The sequence below is a fragment of the Cupriavidus sp. MPR-AND1C genome, assembly GCF_058809705.1.
Window position 1 is genome coordinate 13218 of the sequence record NZ_JBXASU010000041.1, and the last position, 19246, is coordinate 32463.

The window sequence follows — 19246 nt, forward strand, 5'->3', positions numbered from 1 at the left end:
CGATAGGAGGGATCACATCATGACAGTGCAGCAACAATCGATTGAACGGTCATGGCAAGCAATCGATGCGCTCGATTTCTCGAGGATCAAAGCCAAGCTCCTACATGGACAGTCTGCCCATTGGAGCCTCGAAAGCCTGGCCGATGCCGAGGCGGGTTACCGCAGGTTTCTCAAACTCGCGGCAAAGTACCCCGACGCACCGGTCGTACCCGGTGAACAGGTGGACGCATTCTGGCACGCCCATATTGTCGATACCAGGCGCTATGCAAGCGACTGTGAGCGCATCTTTGGCCATGTACTGCATCATGACCCCTATGTCGGCATTGATGGACCACAGGATGAAGTCCGCCTGCGCGGGCTGGCCGAGGCAAGCGCTCAGCTCGGCAAGCGCGAATTTGGCTTGAAACCGACGACGGCCGCCTACTGTGCGATCTCAGGCGAGGAGAGATCCATGCAGAGTCCTGCGCCGACCGGCGCCAAGGCGGCGTACTGTGCGATAGCCCAGGGAGTGGTTTCGCCCCAGTGATGGACCAGGCCACGCCCTGGAGGGCGTGCCCTTCTGCCGGAGACGATGCGATGATCGATGCATTGCTGTTCAGCAAGCCGTTTACCTTCCTGGCCTGCCCACCGATAGCAGAACTAAAAGAAGCCATCGATGCGCTCAATACGCTGCCAGGACATTCGCGCTGGCTCAAGGAGGAAAACGCTATCCGTCGCGATCATGTGCCTGCCTTTGTCGAGCAGAGCCGCCAGGCCCTGGAGGCGCTTGTTCCGGGTCGGTCTTTCATGGTCGATAGTCTTGCCGAACGGATTCGGCACACACCACGCGTGCTACACGAGCTGCGCGAGTACGGACCTGAGGTGGCGGCTGCCGCTCACTCCTACTTCTACTGGCGCTACTCAGCCGACGTGCTTGGACGAGCGCAGGGTATTCCGCGAAGTGCGCTGGAGCGTCAATTTGGCAGGGTGGCAGCGCGCGACGGTTCCCACAGGATCATGTGGGACTGTCCGTGTTGCGCTCACCCAGCGCGATACCAGGTTGATGGACTCCTTGCCAACCAGCGCCCGTCGCGCCAGGGTGGCTTTGCCCTCGAGTGTGATCACTGCGGGCACCAGGAACGGCTGTATGCCGGATTTCTGCATTACGGGCGCCTCCAATGCCAATGTGCTGCGTGCAAGAGCTATGTTGGCGTTCTCGCCTATGACATGGCCAGGGCCGCGCGAAAGCTTGCCGAGAATCTCGAGAGCTACGCCTGGAGCCAAGCTGCCGAGACCCTCGCCGAGATCCAGGAGTACAAGGACGAGTTCCTGCACAAGCTGCAGCGCCGGGGGAGCCCGTCACGCAATGCGGTCTCATTCGCAATGGAAGTCACGTCTGGCAGGCACGCATCGATGCCTGCCATTCTAGCGAGCTTGGACCCTGGCCTGGAAGGCTGCATCGAGAAGAACCCCAGATCCTGGACATTGCTGTGCGAGTTGCTGCGCGAAGGCATGGTTGACGCCGAATGCCTGACTTACCAGGAGGCTGACCGCGAGCGCGTGGCGCTGCAGCTCTGCCTGCTGGACGACCTCTCCCCCAATTCGGAAAGCTTGCCTCACAAGAACCTCGAAATTGTGCTGCAAGGCTATCAGCCCGCATCGCGCGAATCCTTCGTAGCCTGGCTGAAGGCAAGCACGCAACTAAAAATCTTCACCAGTAAATTCTGCACCGCGGTGGAAGTTACCTGGAGGCCCAATATGCAGCGCTGCGAGATTGTCGCCAGCAGCGAAGTTGTCCAGAGCCTGGCCCTCCCGCACGATGCGCCGGCAGGACCAGCGACTTCCTTCATCCCGCCTTCGAGGCACCCGCCCCACACCGAAGCGGAAATTGAGGCAGTGACGCTACTGAGATCACTGGGCTACATTGTTGTGGATCCCGCTGTCATCGAGGCGCACGGTTACGCCAAACTGGAAGAGAGCACACCGCTCAACAGGTAGGCCCGTGCAGCATGAATCCGTTAACGTCACCTGACGGCGCCGCCTCCGGAGCCCTCCATGTGGGGATACTTGTCGGCTCCGTCTCCTTTGATGCAGCGAATTGGAGGGGGCGCGACTGGAAGGTGAAACGATATACGGCCAAGCGCCGGGTGTCGGTGGTTGCGCCGATGACGCCCCTCCCCCGCTTGACCGATCAGTAGAGGCGTTGGCCATCCACGCCGCAGCTTAGGCGCGCAGCGCTTCGTGAGTTCGGGATTTTGGCGCCTGCCCCGCGCGTCAGCCGTTCAGGCAGGTGCGCAACGTTCGCGCGAGACGGCCCGCTTCGCCCGCGTCGGCGACGTTCGCGAAGCCCATCACGAGGCCGCGCGGCGTGCACCGCATGCGGCCATTCGCGTACCAGATCGAAAGTGGCAACACCGCAAGCCCAGCCTCGCGGGCACGCGCGGCAACGGCGACATCGTCGACCGGGCCATCGGGGCCTTCGGCGAATTGCACCGCGAACTGGATCCCACCGGGTGGCAAATTGACAATCAGCCGCTCACCGAACGCCTGCTCTAGCGCAGGCGCGATCAACAGGCGCCGCTGTCCGTACAACGCACGCATCCGCTTCACATGCCGCGCGAAATGTCCCTGCTCCATGAAGTCTGCCACGGCAGCCTGCAATAGCGTTGGCGAGCCGGCGTTCATGCTGCACGCCACCCGCCCCACGCGCTCGACAGCGCGCTGCGGCACCACCGCGTACGCGAGCCGCAGACCGGGAAACATCACCTTGCTGAACGTGCCGCAGTAGATCACGCGGTCATGCCGGTCCAGGCTCTTCAAAGCCGGCAAGGGCCGCCCAACGTAACGAAACTCGCTGTCGTAGTCGTCTTCGATGATCCAGCGAGACGCTTTTTCTGCCCACTCCAGCAGCGCCATGCGTCTTGCGAGCGACAGCGTTTGCCCGAGCGGGCTCTGATGCGACGGTGTCACCAGCGCGAAGCGCGCCTGCGGATCCAGTTGTGTGCCGCGCTCGACGTCAATCCCTTCGCTATCCACAGGCACCGGCACGAGCTGCACGCCGGACTCGGACAGAAAGCTGCGCGCGAGCAGATAGCCGGGATCCTCGAACCACATGTGATCACTCGGGCTCGCGAGACTGCGCAGCACGAGTTCGAGCGTAGCGCGGTAGCCACCGGTCACGAACACCTGTTCCGGCAGGCAAGTTACGCCGCGCGAGAGACCGAGATAGGTGGCGATGTGTTCGCGCAGCGGCCTGTAGCCCGCCGGATCCGGGTAGGCAAGCACCGCGCGTTCGCCACTGCGTGCGCGATGCGATACGAGCCGGTTCCATACCTTGCGCGGAAACGCGTCGAGCGCTGGCAGGCCTGGTTGCAACGGCCGCGGCTCGCCGCTCATGGCGACGGTGATCGCCAGTTGGCGCGGCGCCCAGGGTTCCCCACCGGGTGATGCGTCTGGCGTCTTCGGCGCGCTCGCTTCTTTCGAGTCCGTTCTGCCATGCGCCTCCTCGAGGCCTTGCCTTTGTGAGGAACGCAGTACCGATGGCGGCAGCGACGGTGATACGAACGTGCCTGCCGCACCGCGCATCTGCAGGTAGCCCTCGTCGACGAGGATCGTGTAGGCCAGTTCGACTGTCCCGCGCGCCGTGTTCAGCTGTGTGGCGAGGCCACGCAACGCGGGCACGCGATCGCCGGGGCGCAGATGCCCCGCCGCGATCGCCGTTCTGAAACGCTCGCAGATCTGCAGATAGATCGGCAACGCCTGCTGCCGATCGACTTCGATGGCCAATGCTGGGGGCGGTACGGTCATGACGGTCTCGCGGGCAAGGGGGCGGAAAGAACTTGGACTAGTCATATCGACAATTCTTGGCCCTTATCAGTGGGTCATGATTGTCCCATACTGGCCTCAAGCAATGCCCCGTTCACCGCGCCCAGCGCGGTCATTGACCCTCATCTGGAGAATTTGCCATGAAGATCATCGTAGTCGGAGGTTCCGGCCTGATCGGCTCGCGTCTCGTCACGCTGCTCAACGAGGCAGGCCATGCGGCGCTCGCCGCATCGCCGCGCAACGGCGTCAACACCATGACAGGCGACGGCCTGAGCAACGCGCTCGTGGACGCGGACGTCGTGGTGGATGTGACGAACGCACCCTCATGGGAGCCGCAGGCGGTACTCGATTTTTTCCGCACTTCGGCGCGCAATCTTGGTAAGACCGAAGTGGCAGCAGGCGTGCGTCATCACGTTGCGCTGTCGATCGTCGGCGCCGACCGCATGCCGCAGAACGCATACTTCGCTGCCAAGGTCGCGCAGGAGGAAGTGATCGAAGCGGCAGGTGTGCCATACACGATCGTGCGCGCGACGCAGTTCATGGAGTTCATCGGCGGCATCGCTGATTTCAGCACGGAAGGCGGCACGGTGCGGGTGGGCGACGGCCTGTTCCAGCCGATCGCCGCGGACGACATCGCGGCGATCCTCGCGCAGGTCGTGCTCGCGGCGCCGCTGAACGATACGATTGAAATCGCCGGCCCGGACCGCGAGCCCTTCGCGGAAATCATCACGCGCTATCTGAAATCGGTCGGCGACGCACGCCCGGTCGTGACCGATCGCAATGCGCGCTACTACGGCGGCCAGGTCGAGGAGTTGTCGCTCGTGCCGCTTGGCGACGCGCGGATCGGCCGGGTCAATCTTGACCAGTGGCTCGCGCAGACTAAAGGCGGTTGATCACAGGTTGCCAACCTGCGAAGTCCATCCTGCCGCGCAACGCTTGGATCCGAGCGTCACGCCGTTGCCGGGCACAACTTGCCTGACGAGACCTGTTCGGGCCAACCGCTTAAAACCATGCCGGCGAGCTTCAGCGAGATCCGCCTCGATGTGCCGCCAAACACAACCTTGACCATCTCCCCAGGAGAGCATCATGACGCAACGCGTTAACTACTTTCAGCAATCCCCGGAATTATCCAAGAAGCTCATGGAGCTCAGCGCGCTGTTTCAGAAAACGACGATCGAGACGCACATCCGCGAGCTTGTCGAGCTACGCACGTCGCAGCTCAATGGCTGTGCGTTCTGCGTCGACATGCACGTCAAGATGGCGAAGATCCATGGCGAGCGCGAACTGCGCCTGCATCATGTGGCGATCTGGCGCGAGTCGACCCTGTTCTCACCGCGCGAACGCGCCGCGCTGGCGTGGACCGAGGTGCTGACCAACATTCCTGCCCAGGGCGTGTCCGACGATATCTATGACCGCGTACGTACGCTGTTTTCCGAGACGGAACTGTCGGATCTCACATTCCTAGTGGGTGCGATCAACAGCTGGAACCGGCTGAACGTGGCGTTCCGTATGGTGCCCGGCTCGTCTGACAAAGCGTTCGGGCTCGACAAGGCCAATCTGGAGTGACGCCATGAAAACGATCGCTTCATTTGCGGCACCCCTGGTGTTGTCTTCCTTGCTGGTTATGCATCCGGCCGTGGCCGCGCCGCAAGCGAGCGTCACGCCGCTGACCTCGGAACCGTTGCCCGAGTACCCGGGCAAGGAAGTCCAGATGATTGTGGTGGACTATCCGCCTGGCTCGGCAGACCCCGTGCATCGCCATGACGCGCACGCCTTCGTCTATGTACTCGAGGGAAGCATTATCATGGGCGTCAAGGGCGGCAGGGAGGTGACACTCAAGGCCGGAGATACGTTCCACGAAGGCCCCGACGACATCCATACCGTTGGGCGCAACGCCAGCGCGACGCGACCGGCCAGGTTTGTCGTGTTCCTGATAAAAAACAAGGGCGCGCCAATCCTGACCCCGGTGAAATAGCCAGGTCGTTCACGCAGGCACCGGTAGCGCCGGCTTGCTTTCCTGTGCGCAGAAGAATGACTGCATCGCGGCGTTCTTGCCGCGTCCCCGGTTTCCTGAGAGAGAGACGATCCTCCGGTCCTGACGCGACCGGGGGCATACCTGGCCAATGCCCGCAACACGCTGCCCGCGCCGGTCACCGGCGGCGCTTTCTCCGCCCTGCCCGCGCAGAATGCCACCAGCAACTAGACAGAATGTCCTGAGTCTGAAATTCGTTGAAGAAATAAGTTGTCGCACGTTCTATTGCACGACCTATTGCACGACCTATCGCACCGACGTGTTCCAGCGCTACGGTGAATATCCCAGGCAATATGAGGTCATCAATATGCGCTTTGTCCGCGCCTTTTGTCCGCTGCCGCCTGTTGGCATTCTTACGGAATTCGAAAAGCGCATTGCCAGCGCTTCAGGCGTCATGCATGGCAACATGATCAGGCCGGTCATTCCATTCAGCGCGATGATCTCGTGGGTGTACCTCGCGCTGGAGCAGGTGGTCGAAAGCACGGAGAACCCATTCGAAGGAAGCCCCGATGACGTGCCCGTGGCCCAGATCTGCCGGAAGATCGAACTTGAACTCATGGACATGCTTGGCGAAAAGAGCGATGTCCCCGAGCCAACGGCAGAGCACGGCTTTGTCCTGCTATAGACCATTCAGGGTTATCGGCTTTCCCACCCAGGGAGCCTGCTTGGTAACTTTCCGCACACGTGCTTTTCTACGGAACTGAATTGAAATCCGTTCAGAACCTCGCCGCCATCAGGGTCCACAAGACGTAGGCTAGTCCAGGTATCAGCAGGCAGGCCGCCAGCCCCAGGTAATACCGCGTCCCGTGATGCCGCGGGTTGGAGTGAAAGTGGCGAATTAGTGGTTTCATGGCGGCCTCCGGGAGGCAGGATGTGCACTGAAGTCGCTTTTAGAATAGACCTCGGTGCCGCATGTAAAAAAGCAAAGCCAATGCCCCCCTCCCGCTGGGCGCGCTGCGGCGCGCGCGTGGTCGCCAGCCTGATCGTCTGCGGCATTTTCGACTCGCTCATCGGCAGCGGCCGAGACCCGCGCGCCGCGATCTGCCAATCGGCAGCGCGACCACTGCCCCACAGGCCGGCATGGGGAAACAGTGTCACCCGGCGCCACGTCAAGATATACAGGCCGATCTGGAACAGCTGGCTGACACTGGTTTTGTGCAGTGCAGTGCAGTGCAGTGCAAGCTTTACCTGCGGCAGACTGGCCGACTGACCCGGCAGATCTCGCCGATCGGCAAGGTGCGCGTGCTCATCATCAATCTGCTCGACATGCACCGTCGCCTTCAGGATTCAGTGTCGCAAAAATGGGCGTGACCATCTTCTGAAGCGGCCCCGGGGTGATCTTCTGGCTCTTACGAATCCTCATCGGGAGCGATAACCTACAGATATCACTCCATTAAAAATGGTGAATAGACAGTAATTGGACCGACGGAGAAAATCTCTAAAACAAAGTCGAATCCAGACAGGAGACAAGCATGCCGGCTGCGCCCCGCATTGCATGGGCGCGCGCGTCCCACACCGCTTTGCCAGTCGCTTCGATGCCTTGCAAGCACCGGCAGTGACCGGGAACGGCGCCACAATCTGCCGCCTTTTTCCTTGCCCAGCCTGATGAGATCCGGGTCCGGCAAGTTCTGAACGAGTTCGAAAAGCTCGCCGCCAAGCCTGCTCGGCATCCTTGCTCAACATCCAGTGAAAAAGGCCAACCCATGTTTTTGCGTCATTTTCGTCCCCACCGTTCGCAATCCGGCAAGCTTTCTCGGCGGCGTTTCCTGGCGTTCTGTGGCGGTGCCGCATTGGCGGCGCAGGCCGTTGCACGGGAGTCCGGCCCGCTGGCGGCCACGCGCCTGCAGGAGCCGGTTGTGCTTGATGAACGCTTCCAAGACGTCCTGCAACCGGGCCAGCTGCTCGAGCGGCTGGCGACCGGTGCGATCTGGAGCGAGGGGCCAGTGTGGGTGCCCCGGCTGCAGAGCGTGCTGTGGAGTGACATTCCCAACAACCGCATGCTGCGGTGGTCCGCTGCCGGCATGGAGGTGTTTCGCCAGCCTGCACAATTCACCAATGGCCATACGCTGGACCTGCAAGGCCGGCTGGTGTCGTGCGAGCACGGCCGTCGCTGCATCTCGCGCACCGAGGCTGACGGCAAGGTTGTCATCCTCGCCGACCGCTACAAGGGCAAGCGGCTCAATTCGCCCAATGACGTGGTGGTCAGATCGGACGGTTCTATCTGGTTTACCGACCCGAGCTACGGCATTCTCAGTGACCGCGAGGGCTACAAGGCGGACCAGGAGCAGCCGGGGCGCTACGTCTATCGCATGGACCCGGTGACCGGCGCGCTGGAGGTCGTTGCCGACGATTTCGTGCAACCCAACGGGCTGGCATTTTCCCCGGACGAGTCGAAGCTATACATCTCGGATACGTCGGCCTCCCACGATCCCGACGGCAATCACCATGTGCGCGTGCTGGACGTGGCGACAAACGGCAGGCCGGGCAAGCGCCTCGCGAGCGGCGGTGTGTTCACGGTTATCTCACCCGGCTTGCCGGATGGCTTGCGCGTGGACCGTCAGGGCCGGGTCTATATCACCGCGGAGGATGGGGTGCACGTGCACGCGCCGGACGGCACCGCTCTCGGGCATATCGCCGTGCCGGAGAAGACCGGTAACTGCACGTTCGGCAGCGCGCCGGGTAGCGCGGCGCGCAACCGACTGTACATCGCTGCATCGAGCTCTCTGTATGCCATCACGCTGATTACGACGGGCGCGGGGCACGCATGACGTGTTCGCGACGCTACGCTGCCCGATGGTGTGCCGCGGCATTGAGCGGTGGCGCGATGCTGCTAGGGGCGCCAGCGGCGGGCGACGTTTCCCCGCCCCGTGCGGATGAGGTTGCCGACACCGCGCGCGCGACCCAACTACTCAAACGCCAGGCCGCGTTGCCGGTGCGGCCGTGGTCCGTGCCCGATCCGGCCACCATTCTGGCCGCGTATGTTGTGTATGAACTGCCACGCAAGCACGACCCGGGGCGCGTCCGGTCGTATCCAAACGAGAACTTCAGGCCTGGCGGTTTCGTCATTCCCGAACAATTTCCGGGGAACACAGCGGCATATCAGCGTGCGCGCCTCGGACCATTCGCCTTCCCGCCGGCTCTTGCCGTTTCCGCACGTATGCGCTGACCAGGCACTCACAGGCACCACACTCGCAGGCACCAAGGAAGGAGACTAACCATGCAATCCGTGCAATCCATCAGGCCGGCCACCAGTCCGGCACGCCGCCATTTCCTGCAGCAGTGCGCCACGGGTGCGGCTGGCATCGCCCTGGGGGCGCTGGGCATGCTGGCCGGACCGGCGACAGCCAACCCAGCGGTAATCCGCCCGCGCGAAATGCTGTTGCTGATCGAGAAATCAGCCCATACCTTCAGCATTTACGACGCGGTGACGGGTGATCCGATCAAGCACATCCCGATGCCGTCTGGCGCGCAGTATCCGCACGAGTTCGTGGTGGACTCCAGGCGGCGCTATGCGTACATCGGCCACTACGGCGTGCAAAACTCCAGCATCGAGGGCCAGGGCGGCAACCGTATCTTCGTGATCGACCTGGAGCAGATGGCCCACGTGCGAACTCTGCGCACCGATACCTTCTATCGCATCCATGGCTTGGCCATGGATGACCAGGACCGTCTTTATGCGTTATCGGAGACCCAGGGCGCCGTGCTGATCTTCGACGACCCGACTCGGGGCGAGACCCCCAACCGGGCGGTACCGACCGGGGGCTACAAGAGCCACCTGATCGCGCTGACGCGCGACGGGCAGCAGGCGTTCTCGATGAACCTGCTATCCAACACGGTGACCTACTTCAGGCCGCACGACCCGGCATTCGTGCCCGTCGTCGTCAAGCCGGGCCGCAAGCCGGAGGGCAACTGCCTGTCGCAAGACGAGCGCACACTGTATGTCACCAACCGTAATGACGACACCGTGGTCGCCATCGACGTTGCCACGAGAAGAATCGCCGGCAGCGCCGCGACGGGCAGGGATCCGACGCGCGTGTACCTGGCTCCCGACGGGAGACTCTTTGTCTCCAACTACGGTGAAAACTCGATCTCGCTGTTCGATACGGCGCTGAAGCCGGTCGGCCGCATTGCACTGCCCGCGCAACCCATCGCGGTTAGCTTCCATCCGACTCGTCCGGCGGCCTACGTCTCGCTCACCAACGACACGCTGGGCATACTGGATCTAGCCACGCTGCGCTTCACGCGGTTCATGAAGACGCTGGCGGAGCCGGATGTATCGATGGTCATCGTAGCCTGACGGCGCGCCGCCTGGCTCGTTACGGCAGACAGGCTGGCCACGAAATTGCAAGCGTCCCGTTCCGGCAAGTCCAATCCGAAATTGGGGAGTTGGCCCAGCAAGCCCAGAGTGGCGAAATCGAACTCGCCTACGTAGACGAAGTTGGCTTCGCGCAAGCGCAGCCGAATCGAAGTGCTTGGACACCCATGGAGGAGCAACACATGATTGAAGCCCGGCGCGGTAAGCGTCTGAACGTGGTCGGAGCACTGCAGTCCTCGGGACAGCCCGGAGCTCAATCGCATCGAAAAGCGCTGGCACAAGATGAAATACAAGTGGCTGGCCTTCAAGGCTCGCGACACCAAAACCCTTGAAGCTGATGTCGATGTCATCCTTTTAAGATTCGGGGAAGACTATAGATTCACTTTTTGCTGAAAGCTTAGCGCGCATCGCCGTCGATGCCTTGGTCGGGTTGGGAATCGACGGAAGGAACTTGCCCCGCATTGGTTACACCTCCCACGGATTGATGACGGTGACGCCGGCCGGGGTGTACGGGGCCGCGTCACGAGACGCCACGATGAACCCGCGCGAAGCCGCGATCGCGGCAATGTAACCGTCAGGCGTCGGGAAGCCGCGCCCGCTGGTCCTCGCCAGCATGGCCAGCTCGGCATAGTGCCGTGCTGCGTCGGTGTCGAAGGGCAGCACCCGATCGCGGAAAAGCGCCAACAGGCCGTCAACGGCCTCCGTCAACATGTTCTTTCGCTTGCCGGCCGGGAGTGCCGCGATCCCGAACAGCAGCTCGGCGACTGTCACGCTCGACAGATACAGCGTTTCAGCAGCCTGGTTGTCCAGCCAAGCACGCACCGCCGGGTGCGACTCGGGCTTCATCGCCTCGGAAACGACGTTTGTATCCAGGACGATCATTCAAATCTCAGCGGCTCGGCCGGCGTCTTGTCGCTCACACGGTCGAAGACCTCGAAATCCTCGCCGGTCAGGCCGATCTTGCGGCCGAGTGCCGCAAGGGCTTCGCCCATGCGAATGCGAGCTTCTGGCTTGACTACGCTTTCCAGAATCTCGCGGACTTCGGCCTCGGTGCTGCGACCATGTTGCGCGGCCCGCACTCGCAGAGCACGGTGCACGTCGTCGGGCAGGTTACGAACGGTCAGCATTGCCATAGCTTCATCCTTCAATAAACGCATTCGATGCATGCATTTTATATTTATGCATTCATTTCCGCAAGCAACGCCCTAGGAGGTGTCCCTCTGATTTCGGTGCCATTTACCGGGATGGCTGCCTCTGGCATTCATGCGGGTTTCCGGGCGATTTTCTGGAAAATACCACGACAAATCAATAGGTTGCTGTCTGCGGTTGCCTGCCATTTTTGGGTGCGCTAAGCAACATATTAATGCTCTGGGCATTGCGCCCCCCCTTCTCATTGCCGCTACCCTCCGCAGTCCGTCTCAAGCTTGGGAGAGCGCGATGGATCACTGGCGGTTGGCCTACCCTCTTCCAGCGCTTGCAGCGTCAGCCTGTACGCGGCGACCCTCTACGCCTGGACCCAGCGGATCGCCGCCGCCCGCTCGCGGGCACAGGATGACCTTCAGTGCTGCGACGACTTCGGCTCTGTACCGGCACGAATTCCTGCGGCGATAAAGCTCACCAGATACTCGGACTTGCGCCGCATGTCCCCGGCCTTGACCTTGCCTCCGGAGATTCGCTCGATGCGACTGTCGAAAACGCTCATGACCAGCGCCCCGACGGCAAACAGATAGGCCCAGTGCGCATAGCTCGTGCCGTTTCCCGGCAGGGCCTTACGGATCGCCTTGACAAATTCCATGGCAAAGGGGTCGAAGTAGTCGGCAACGATACCGCGCTCGGCTTCCTTCGGGTCGGAGGCCTCGCGTGCGACCAGCTTGGCATAGGCAAGACCGCCCTCCGTATTCTGGATCCGCATCACAGGCTCGACGAACGCCCGGACGATATGCTCGACCGGATCCTTGCCGTCCGTCAGCGGTTCGCGCAGTGCCGCCAGGCGTGCCTCGAACACCGTTTTGCGCCGCTCAAAGAGCGCGCGGTACAGGTTCCGCTTGGTCTCGAAGTGATAGACGATCAGCGGCAGGCCAACCTCTGCGGCTGCCGCGATATCGCGCATCGACACGCCGTCAAAGCCGCCTTGCGCAAAGAGTCGTTCCGCGGCATCGAGCACGCGTTCGCGCTTGCTCGCCTCAGGAATCGGTGACGCCAGCACTTGTTCCCGCGCTCTGCTCCGCGCCCCGATCGCAGATTTCCGTGCTTCTCCGCCTTCCATGCTGCCTCCGCGTTGTTGATGCGCCATTGTAGCGAACCGCACATCACCGCTCGCGGCACCGGCGTTTACCCTAGTTCAAGACTTGACTGTACGAGCGTACAGTCCGCTCAAATTCATACTGACCGATCGTACAGTCAGTATAAGAATAGCGCCGACAACTTAGGCCCCGGCTTACACAACCAGGAGACGCATCATGCCCCTCAATCCTGCCTCGCTGAAGTGGCGCGTGCTGCTCGGCTGTTTCCTCAGTTATATGTTCGACGCGGTGGACATCCTCATCCTTGCCATCGCCATGCCGGCCGTCACGGCATCGCTGCACATCAGCCAGGCGCAGGCCGGCTTGCTGGTCACCGCCACGCTCCTGGGCATCGGGCTGAGCAGCGTGGTGATGGGCCGGTTGGCCGACACCAGGGGCCGGCGCACGGCGTTGCTGCTGTCGCTGGTCATCTTCGGCGTGCTGACGATGGTGACTGCTGCCGCTACTGACTGGCGCCAGATTTTGCTCTTGCGTTTCCTTTCCGGCCTTGGCCTGGGCGGGGTCTGGAGCGCGGCAGCGGCGCATGTCAACGAGACTTGGCCGGCGCACCGGCGCGGACGAGCCACGGCCTTCGTGCTCAGTTCCTTTTCGGTGGGCGCGACCGTGGCCGCGCTGGCCGCGGCCTGGCTGCTGCCCGCATATGGATGGCGCATGTTGTTCCTGGTCTGCGGCGCTGCCGTAGGCATCGCCATCGTCTATGTCTGGCTGTGCGTGCCGGAATCAGCCGTCTGGCGGCAGCAGCGAGCTAGGGGGGCGGCCGGCGAGGCGCGCGCTGGCAGCGGGAGTCTTGCCGAATTGTTCGCCCCCGGCATGCTGCGCATTACGCTGCTCGGCACCACGACCTCAGCGCTGGCGCTGTCCGCGTACTGGGGCGCTTCGACCTGGCTGCCGACCTTCCTGGTCAGGGAAAGGGGGCTCGATGTCGCCACCATGGCGAGCTTCGTGGCCGTGCTGAACGTCGGTATGTTCCTCGGGTACAACGTCTTCGGCGTGCTCGCGGACCGCATCGGCAAGCAACGTGCCGTGATCGCTTCGCTGGTCGGCTCCGGGCTGATGCTGCCGGTCTATACCGCCGTCACGGACCACACCGCTTTGCTGGCGCTGGGACCGGTGTTCGCCTTCTTCATGGCCTTTGCCGGGCTGGTGGGCTCCTATTTCTCCGAACTTTTCCCGACGCACATCCGCGCAACCGGCGCCGGATTCTGTTTCAACGTCGGCCGCGGCATCTCCGCCTTCGCCCCCCTGGCGCTGGGCTCGGCGGCAACGGCGTTCGGCTTTGCACCCAGCATCGCACTGTGCGGCGGCTTGTTCCTGCTGTCTGCTGGCGTGGTGACTCTGTTGCCACGCGCCGTCGCCGGGCAGGAAGCCGGCGCGAACGCATCCGAGGCGGCAAGCGCCGCACCGTCGCTGGACGCCAGCTGAGCCCGCGTCTTCCGAACTTACGCATCTCCACAGAGGATTCGCCACCATGACCCGCCACTTCGTCGATCTCTCGATCTACCTGGAAAACGATGTCGTTTCCGACCCGCCCGGCTATGGCCCCCGGATCGAGTACCTGTCCCATCGCGCCACGGCCAAGCAGATCGCGGCCTTTTTCCCAGGGCTGAATCCATCAGACCTCCCGGACAGCGAAGGCTGGGCGATCGAGCAGGTCCAGCTCAATACGCACAATGGCACGCACCTGGACGCACCCTATCACTTCCACAGCACCATGAACGAATCGTTGGGGCAGAAGGAGCGCGCCATCACCATTGACGAGGTGCCGCTCGAGTGGTGTTTCCAGCCGGGCGTGAAGCTCGATTTCACCAGCCTGGCCGACGGCTATGTGGTCACCGCCGACGATGTCGAGGCCGAACTCGCCCGCATAGGCCACGTGCTCAAGCCGCTCGAGATCGTGGTGGTCAATACGCGCGCGGGCAAGCGCTACGGCCAGCCTGACTATGTCTCGTCAGGCTGCGGCATGGGGCTCGACGCCACCATGTACCTGCTTGAGCATGGCGTACGCCTGACCGGCACAGACGCGTGGAGCTGGGATGCACCGTTCGTGCATACGGCAAAGAAGTATGCGCAGACGCACGATGCCTCCCTGATATGGGAGGGCCACAAGGCGGGCCGCAATATCGGCTATTGCCATCTGGAGAAGCTGCATAACCTTGAGTCGCTGCCGCCGCATGGCTTCTACATCTCGTGTTTCCCGCACAAGATCCGGGGTGCCTCGGCCGGCTGGACCCGCGCCGTTGCCATCTTCGACGATGCCCTCAACGCCGCCTGAGTTCATCATGGAACTGAACCACACGCATGATGCCTCGCGCCGCAGCTGGCTGGACTCGGCCAATGCCGCTGGCTGCGATTTTCCGCTGCAGAACCTTCCGCTTTCTGTCTTCCGGCGCAAGGGCAGCACCGAAGCGTGGCGCGGCGGCGTAGCAATCGGTGACCAGATAGTCGACCTCGGTGCGTTGCAGTCTCTGCCCGGTTTGCAGGACAGCGCCGCAGAAGCGGTGCGGGCTGCGGCGGCGCCAACGCTCAATGGCCTGCTTGAACTGGGTCCGGAGAGCTGGCGGGCACTCCGGCACGGACTCTATGGGCTGTTGCAGTCCGGCAGCTCGCTTGCACGGCAAGTTCGCGAAGCGCTGGTGCCGCAGCTGGATGCCGAGCATGCCGTTCCCGTGCGTATCGGCGATTACACGGACTTCTACACCTCGCTGGACCACGCCGTGAACTGCTGCCGCCAGTTCGGGATCGAGGTCAACCCGAACTTTGACTGGCTCCCCATCGCCTATCACGGCCGCGTGTCCTCTATCGATGTCAGCGGCCAACAGGTCTACCGGCCGGCGGGTCAGTATCGTACAGATCCCGGCAGTGCGCCTGTGTACGGACCTTGCCAGCGTCTTGACTACGAACTGGAAGTTGGTGCGGTCATTGGCATCGGAAATGCGCGTGGTACGCCCATCTCCCTGGCAAACGCGCAGCAGCACATATTCGGCTTGTGCCTGCTCAACGATTGGTCCGCGCGTGACATCCAGACCTGGGAGATGCAACCGCTCGGGCCCTTCCTCGCCAAGAACTTCGCCACCACGTTGTCACCATGGATCGTCACACTGGAAGCCTTGCTGCCGTACCGCACCGGGTGGACGCGCGCTCCAGAGCGCCCGCAGCCGCTCGACTATCTTCGCTCGGCGGACAACGCTGCAGCCGGCGCGTTCGACATCCAGCTCGAGGTGTCGATACTCAGCGCGCGCCGACAGGCGCAGGGCCGGCCACCGCACAAGCTGACCCGTACCAGCTTCCAACACCAGTACTGGACACTGGGCCAGATGATTGCCCACCACACCGTGGGAGGCTGCAACCTGCAGCCCGGCGACCTGTTGGGGAGCGGCACGGTTTCTGGCCCCAATCCTTGGGAAGCCGGGGCGTTGATCGAGCTCACCGTATCCGGGACGCATCCGGCAGATATCGGCGACGGCGAGCAACGCGGCTTCCTTAAGGACGGCGATACCGTCGTGTTCCGTGGCTGGTGCGAGCGCGAGGACTATGCGCGGATCGGCTTCGGCGTCAACTACGCGACCGTGTTGCCGGCCCCTGGGCCTCCTTGACAGCTTTCTATCCACAACTGGCGCGCGCCACGCTCTGCCCCTTATGGGTCGCACTGCGCTGTCGCGTCGCAGCCAGCATGGGCGAATACCAGCATTCACACTGCCGCAGGGCGGGACGACCACCCCGTCAGTGAGCTGGCTCATACGCCACGATTTTTGGTGCTCGAAGTCAATAAGATGGAGGAGATGCTTTGTACAAAGAACGACAAGTAAGCAGTGCCATTGACGACATGGCTTGTAGCCAGCGCGAGGATTCAAGGAGCGCGCCGATGGTGAAGTGGTACGCGCTGGCGCTCATTGCGTTGCCTTGCGCAGCCAATGCAACCGGCGCACAGCTATACGGGCTCGCAGACGCCTATGTCGGCTCGACCCATCTCAGTGGGCAGCGTTCCGCAACTGGCGTGGAAAGTGGTGGTCTGCAGACGTCCTTCTGGGGCATGACGGGGAGCGAGGACCTTGGCGCCGGGCTCAAGGCGAACTACCGCCTCGAGGGATTCTTCCTGACGGACACGGGTGCCAATGGGCGTGCACCCACGGATGGCCTTTTCGCCCGGAATGCCTATGTTGGATTGGAAAATGGCTTTGGCGAAGTTCGCCTCGGCCGGCTCGCCAATCCGACATACCTGGCCACCGCACTCTTCGATGCGTTCTCCGGATCGACCAAATTTTCGCCATTCGAGAACGTGCTGTGGACGCCGCAACAAGGCCGATTCATTGCTGGCGATACCGCTTGGAACAACGCGTTCGGATACTACTCACCGGAATTCTCGGGAGTTTCGTTCCGGGGCCTATACAGCCTTGGCGAGCAGTCTGGCACAAACTCGCAGAACAATGCCGTCGGTATGCTCCTCTATGATCGCGGGCCATTCTCGGCGAGCTTCGCCATCCAGAGGACCCGGCTCGGTCCCGGACTTCCGGCGGGAAGCTGGGCGCAGACAGCAATGGTGGGAGGATTGTCCTATGACTACAAGGCCATCAAGCTGCTGACTGAATATGCCCACACAAGCACGAGCGGCGCATCGACGATGACCGATACGCTGCAAGTGGGTGTGCAGATTCCAGTCGGCAGCGGAAAGATCTTAGCCTCGGCGGTGTCTTCACGCGTACGTAGCGATGTCATGGCGGACTATCGTCGTCACGGGCTTTCCGGCGGTTATGACTACGCCCTGTCGACGCGCACGGACCTTTACGTTGCGACTATGTTCGACAAGGTGGCTGGAAAGGGCAGCGGCACCAGCTTCGCCCTGGGCATGCGCCAGAAGTTCTAACGCTGACTACAAACTGTATCAGGAGACAGACATGCAAATCGATTGGGACGTTGAAATCCCCATGGACGATGGTTCGGTAGTTCGTGCCGACGTCTTCCGCCCGCAAGAGGAAGGACGCTATCCGGTGTTGATGTCATACGGACCCTACGCGAAGGGCCTCCCATTCCAGGTGGGATTCCCTGCACAATGGCAATCACTCACTGCCAAGCACCCGGAAATCCTCAACGGCAGCAGCGGGAAGTACGCGAACTGGGAGACCGCGGATCCTGAACGATGGGTACCCCTGGGTTATATCTGCATTCGCGTGGACTCGCGCGGCGCTGGCCGATCACCAGGCGTCATTGATTCCTTCTCCCCGCGCGAGGCACAGGACTTCTACGATTGCATTGAATGGGCAGCGCAGCAGCCCTGGAGCAACGGGAAGATCGGGCTGGCGGGCGTGTCCTATTACGCTTCCATCCAATGGATCGTCGCGGGAAAGCGCCCCCCCCATCTGGCGGCGATCTGCCCCTTCGAGGGGTTCAGCGATTTCTACAGGGACGTCGTCAGGCACGGCGGAATGCTCAACACCTTCATGATCGAGTGGTATCCGATGCAGGTGACAAACGTGCAGCACGGCCTCGGCAGGCGTGGGCATGTGAATCCCAACAACGGGGTTCCGATTTCCGGACCGGCGGAACTCAGCGACGAACAACTGATCGCCAACCGCGTTGACATCGATGCCATGCAGGTCGGCTCGGAACTTATCACGGCCGGCTACTTTGACGGCAGGCGCGCGGACTTGCCGGCCATCGAAGTGCCTGTGCTCTCATGCGGCAACTGGGGTGGCCAGGGCTTGCACATGCGCGGAAACATTGAAGGGTATCTGCACGCCGGATCGAAGCAGAAGTGGCTCGAGATCCATGGCCTTGAACACTGGACGGAGTTCTATACCGACTATGGGGTCGCACTCCAACGCCGGTTCTTCGATCACTTCCTCAAGGGGGAAGACAACGGCTGGGACCGTGAGCCGCCAATCAGGCTTCAGGTACGCCACACAGACAAGTTCATTGAGCGTGCCGAGTTCGAGTGGCCATTGGCCCGGACCGCGTGGACGCCCATGTATCTGGACGCAGATACCCTGGCACTGAATGCGGAACCGCCGGCTGCGTCATCTCTACAGTCCTTTGACGGGCTCAACGGGAAGGTGAGTTTCAGTACGGTGCCCTTTGAGCAGGACACAGAATTGACCGGGCCACTGGCTGCAACGCTCTATATCTCCTCGACAGCCGCGGATGCCGACTTGTTTCTGACGGTGCGGGCCTTTGCGCCAGACGGAAAGGAGCATCTGGTGCTCGGTTCCGTCGAGCCCCACGCGCCCATTACGCAAGGCTGGCTGAGAGCATCTCATCGCAAGCTGGATTCGGCTGTCTCCAAACCTTATCAGCCCGTACATACGCATGACGAGATTCAGCCGCTTGAGCCGGGCGAAGTATACGAAGTCCAGGTTGAGATCTGGCCAACCTGCTTCGTCTTTCCGAAAGGCTATCGGCTTGTACTTACGGTAGGCGGCTCGGACTTTCAGCATGATCTGCCAGGTCCCTATCCCAGGCTGTATGGCAAGGAGCTGCGGGGATGTTCGGTGATGCTGCACGATCATCCTGTCGATCGGAGCCAGGAGCGATTCCGCGGCGTGACTTCCCTTCATTGCGGTGGTGAATACGCTGCGCGCATCTTGCTGCCTGTCATTCCGGCGCTCTGAGTCGCCGTCCGCGGCAAGCGATCAGCAGGCCGTTGTTTGGCCTCCTCTCGTATGTCGTTCAAGGCAGCACGGCACGAGGAACGGCTTCAACTTCGGTAAGGATCGGGGGCCTACCGATTGAAGCCACCACGCGCGGCGCACGGCTTTGACCGCGCGACACATGAGATCGCCCCGAAAGGCCCCAGTTCAA

At 62.2% G+C, this 19246-nt stretch carries 19 protein-coding genes; 14 read left to right on the plus strand and 5 right to left on the minus strand.

From position 1 onward, the window contains the following. Window positions 1-19 precede the first annotated feature (19 nt). A complete protein-coding gene (locus tag AC1RWI_RS21380; RefSeq protein ID WP_236702011.1) occupies window positions 20-526 on the plus strand; it encodes a glycine-rich domain-containing protein in 507 nt (168 codons plus the stop codon). 50 nt (window positions 527-576) lie between these two features. After that, window positions 577-1977 carry a hypothetical protein gene (locus AC1RWI_RS21385; RefSeq protein WP_492868583.1) on the plus strand — a complete coding sequence of 467 codons (1401 nt, stop codon included), beginning with the start codon at window positions 577-579 and terminating at the stop codon, window positions 1975-1977. 276 nt (window positions 1978-2253) lie between these two features. Here AC1RWI_RS21385 and pdxR read toward each other — a convergent pair whose 3' ends face one another. Then, complete coding sequence (gene pdxR, locus AC1RWI_RS21390) at window positions 2254-3786, minus strand: MocR-like pyridoxine biosynthesis transcription factor PdxR (RefSeq protein WP_043346193.1); 1533 nt, start codon at window positions 3784-3786, stop codon at window positions 2254-2256. A 158-nt stretch (window positions 3787-3944) separates the two neighbouring features. Between pdxR and AC1RWI_RS21395 the strand changes: the two genes are divergently transcribed. The 4 genes from AC1RWI_RS21395 to AC1RWI_RS21410 all read left to right on the plus strand — a co-directional run bounded on the left by AC1RWI_RS21395 (window position 3945) and on the right by AC1RWI_RS21410 (window position 6461). Continuing rightward, window positions 3945-4697 carry an SDR family oxidoreductase gene (locus AC1RWI_RS21395; protein WP_492868585.1) on the plus strand — a complete coding sequence of 251 codons (753 nt, stop codon included), beginning with the start codon at window positions 3945-3947 and terminating at the stop codon, window positions 4695-4697. A gap of 193 nt (window positions 4698-4890) precedes the next feature. Continuing rightward, complete coding sequence (locus AC1RWI_RS21400) at window positions 4891-5370, plus strand: carboxymuconolactone decarboxylase family protein (RefSeq protein ID WP_492868587.1); 480 nt, start codon at window positions 4891-4893, stop codon at window positions 5368-5370. A gap of 4 nt (window positions 5371-5374) precedes the next feature. After that, window positions 5375-5779, plus strand: a complete 405-nt coding sequence (locus tag AC1RWI_RS21405; protein WP_492868589.1) for a cupin domain-containing protein — start codon at window positions 5375-5377, stop codon at window positions 5777-5779. Between the two features lie 316 nt (window positions 5780-6095). Next, window positions 6096-6461: a hypothetical protein gene (locus AC1RWI_RS21410; RefSeq protein ID WP_492868591.1), complete on the plus strand. Its 366-nt coding sequence runs from the start codon at window positions 6096-6098 to the stop codon at window positions 6459-6461. A gap of 91 nt (window positions 6462-6552) precedes the next feature. On the opposite strand, the gene AC1RWI_RS21415 is transcribed toward AC1RWI_RS21410, so the two are convergent. Further along, complete coding sequence (locus AC1RWI_RS21415; RefSeq protein WP_269083389.1) at window positions 6553-6687, minus strand: hypothetical protein; 135 nt, start codon at window positions 6685-6687, stop codon at window positions 6553-6555. Window positions 6688-6916: 229 nt separating this feature from the next. On the opposite strand from AC1RWI_RS21415, the gene AC1RWI_RS21420 reads away from it, so the two are divergent. The 3 genes from AC1RWI_RS21420 (at window position 6917) to AC1RWI_RS21430 (ending at window position 10133) form a co-directional block, all read left to right on the plus strand. Then, complete coding sequence (locus AC1RWI_RS21420; protein WP_492868593.1) at window positions 6917-7147, plus strand: hypothetical protein; 231 nt, start codon at window positions 6917-6919, stop codon at window positions 7145-7147. 392 nt (window positions 7148-7539) lie between these two features. Then, window positions 7540-8604 carry an SMP-30/gluconolactonase/LRE family protein gene (locus AC1RWI_RS21425; protein WP_492868595.1) on the plus strand — a complete coding sequence of 355 codons (1065 nt, stop codon included), beginning with the start codon at window positions 7540-7542 and terminating at the stop codon, window positions 8602-8604. 449 nt (window positions 8605-9053) lie between these two features. Further along, entirely contained in the window at window positions 9054-10133 is a 1080-nt protein-coding gene (locus AC1RWI_RS21430) for a YncE family protein (protein ID WP_158408278.1), read from the plus strand. 483 nt (window positions 10134-10616) lie between these two features. Here AC1RWI_RS21430 and AC1RWI_RS21435 read toward each other — a convergent pair whose 3' ends face one another. The 3 genes from AC1RWI_RS21435 to AC1RWI_RS21445 all read right to left on the minus strand — a co-directional run bounded on the left by AC1RWI_RS21435 (window position 10617) and on the right by AC1RWI_RS21445 (window position 12417). Beyond that, window positions 10617-11033, minus strand: coding sequence for a type II toxin-antitoxin system VapC family toxin (locus AC1RWI_RS21435; protein ID WP_492868597.1), 417 nt, complete (start codon window positions 11031-11033; stop codon window positions 10617-10619). Then, window positions 11030-11284 (minus strand): FitA-like ribbon-helix-helix domain-containing protein, encoded by a 255-nt coding sequence (locus AC1RWI_RS21440; protein ID WP_492868599.1) that lies wholly within the window; start codon window positions 11282-11284, stop codon window positions 11030-11032. Before AC1RWI_RS21440 ends, AC1RWI_RS21435 begins: the two co-directional genes overlap by 4 nt. A 425-nt stretch (window positions 11285-11709) precedes the next feature. Then, window positions 11710-12417, minus strand: coding sequence for a TetR/AcrR family transcriptional regulator (locus AC1RWI_RS21445; RefSeq protein WP_052494570.1), 708 nt, complete (start codon window positions 12415-12417; stop codon window positions 11710-11712). A gap of 193 nt (window positions 12418-12610) precedes the next feature. On the opposite strand from AC1RWI_RS21445, the gene AC1RWI_RS21450 reads away from it, so the two are divergent. From AC1RWI_RS21450 to AC1RWI_RS21470, 5 genes are all read left to right on the plus strand, one after another. After that, a complete protein-coding gene (locus AC1RWI_RS21450) occupies window positions 12611-13876 on the plus strand; it encodes an MFS transporter (RefSeq protein WP_492868602.1) in 1266 nt (421 codons plus the stop codon). Between the two features lie 46 nt (window positions 13877-13922). After that, on the plus strand, window positions 13923-14726 hold the full coding sequence (locus AC1RWI_RS21455) for a cyclase family protein (protein ID WP_492868604.1): 804 nt from the start codon (window positions 13923-13925) through the stop codon (window positions 14724-14726). A 7-nt stretch (window positions 14727-14733) separates the two neighbouring features. Further along, a complete protein-coding gene (gene fahA / locus AC1RWI_RS21460; RefSeq protein WP_492868606.1) occupies window positions 14734-16047 on the plus strand; it encodes a fumarylacetoacetase in 1314 nt (437 codons plus the stop codon). Window positions 16048-16316: 269 nt separating this feature from the next. Then, complete coding sequence (locus tag AC1RWI_RS21465; protein ID WP_492868608.1) at window positions 16317-17315, plus strand: porin; 999 nt, start codon at window positions 16317-16319, stop codon at window positions 17313-17315. 31 nt (window positions 17316-17346) lie between these two features. Further along, window positions 17347-19056: a CocE/NonD family hydrolase gene (locus AC1RWI_RS21470; protein ID WP_492868610.1), complete on the plus strand. Its 1710-nt coding sequence runs from the start codon at window positions 17347-17349 to the stop codon at window positions 19054-19056. Window positions 19057-19246 lie beyond the last annotated feature (190 nt).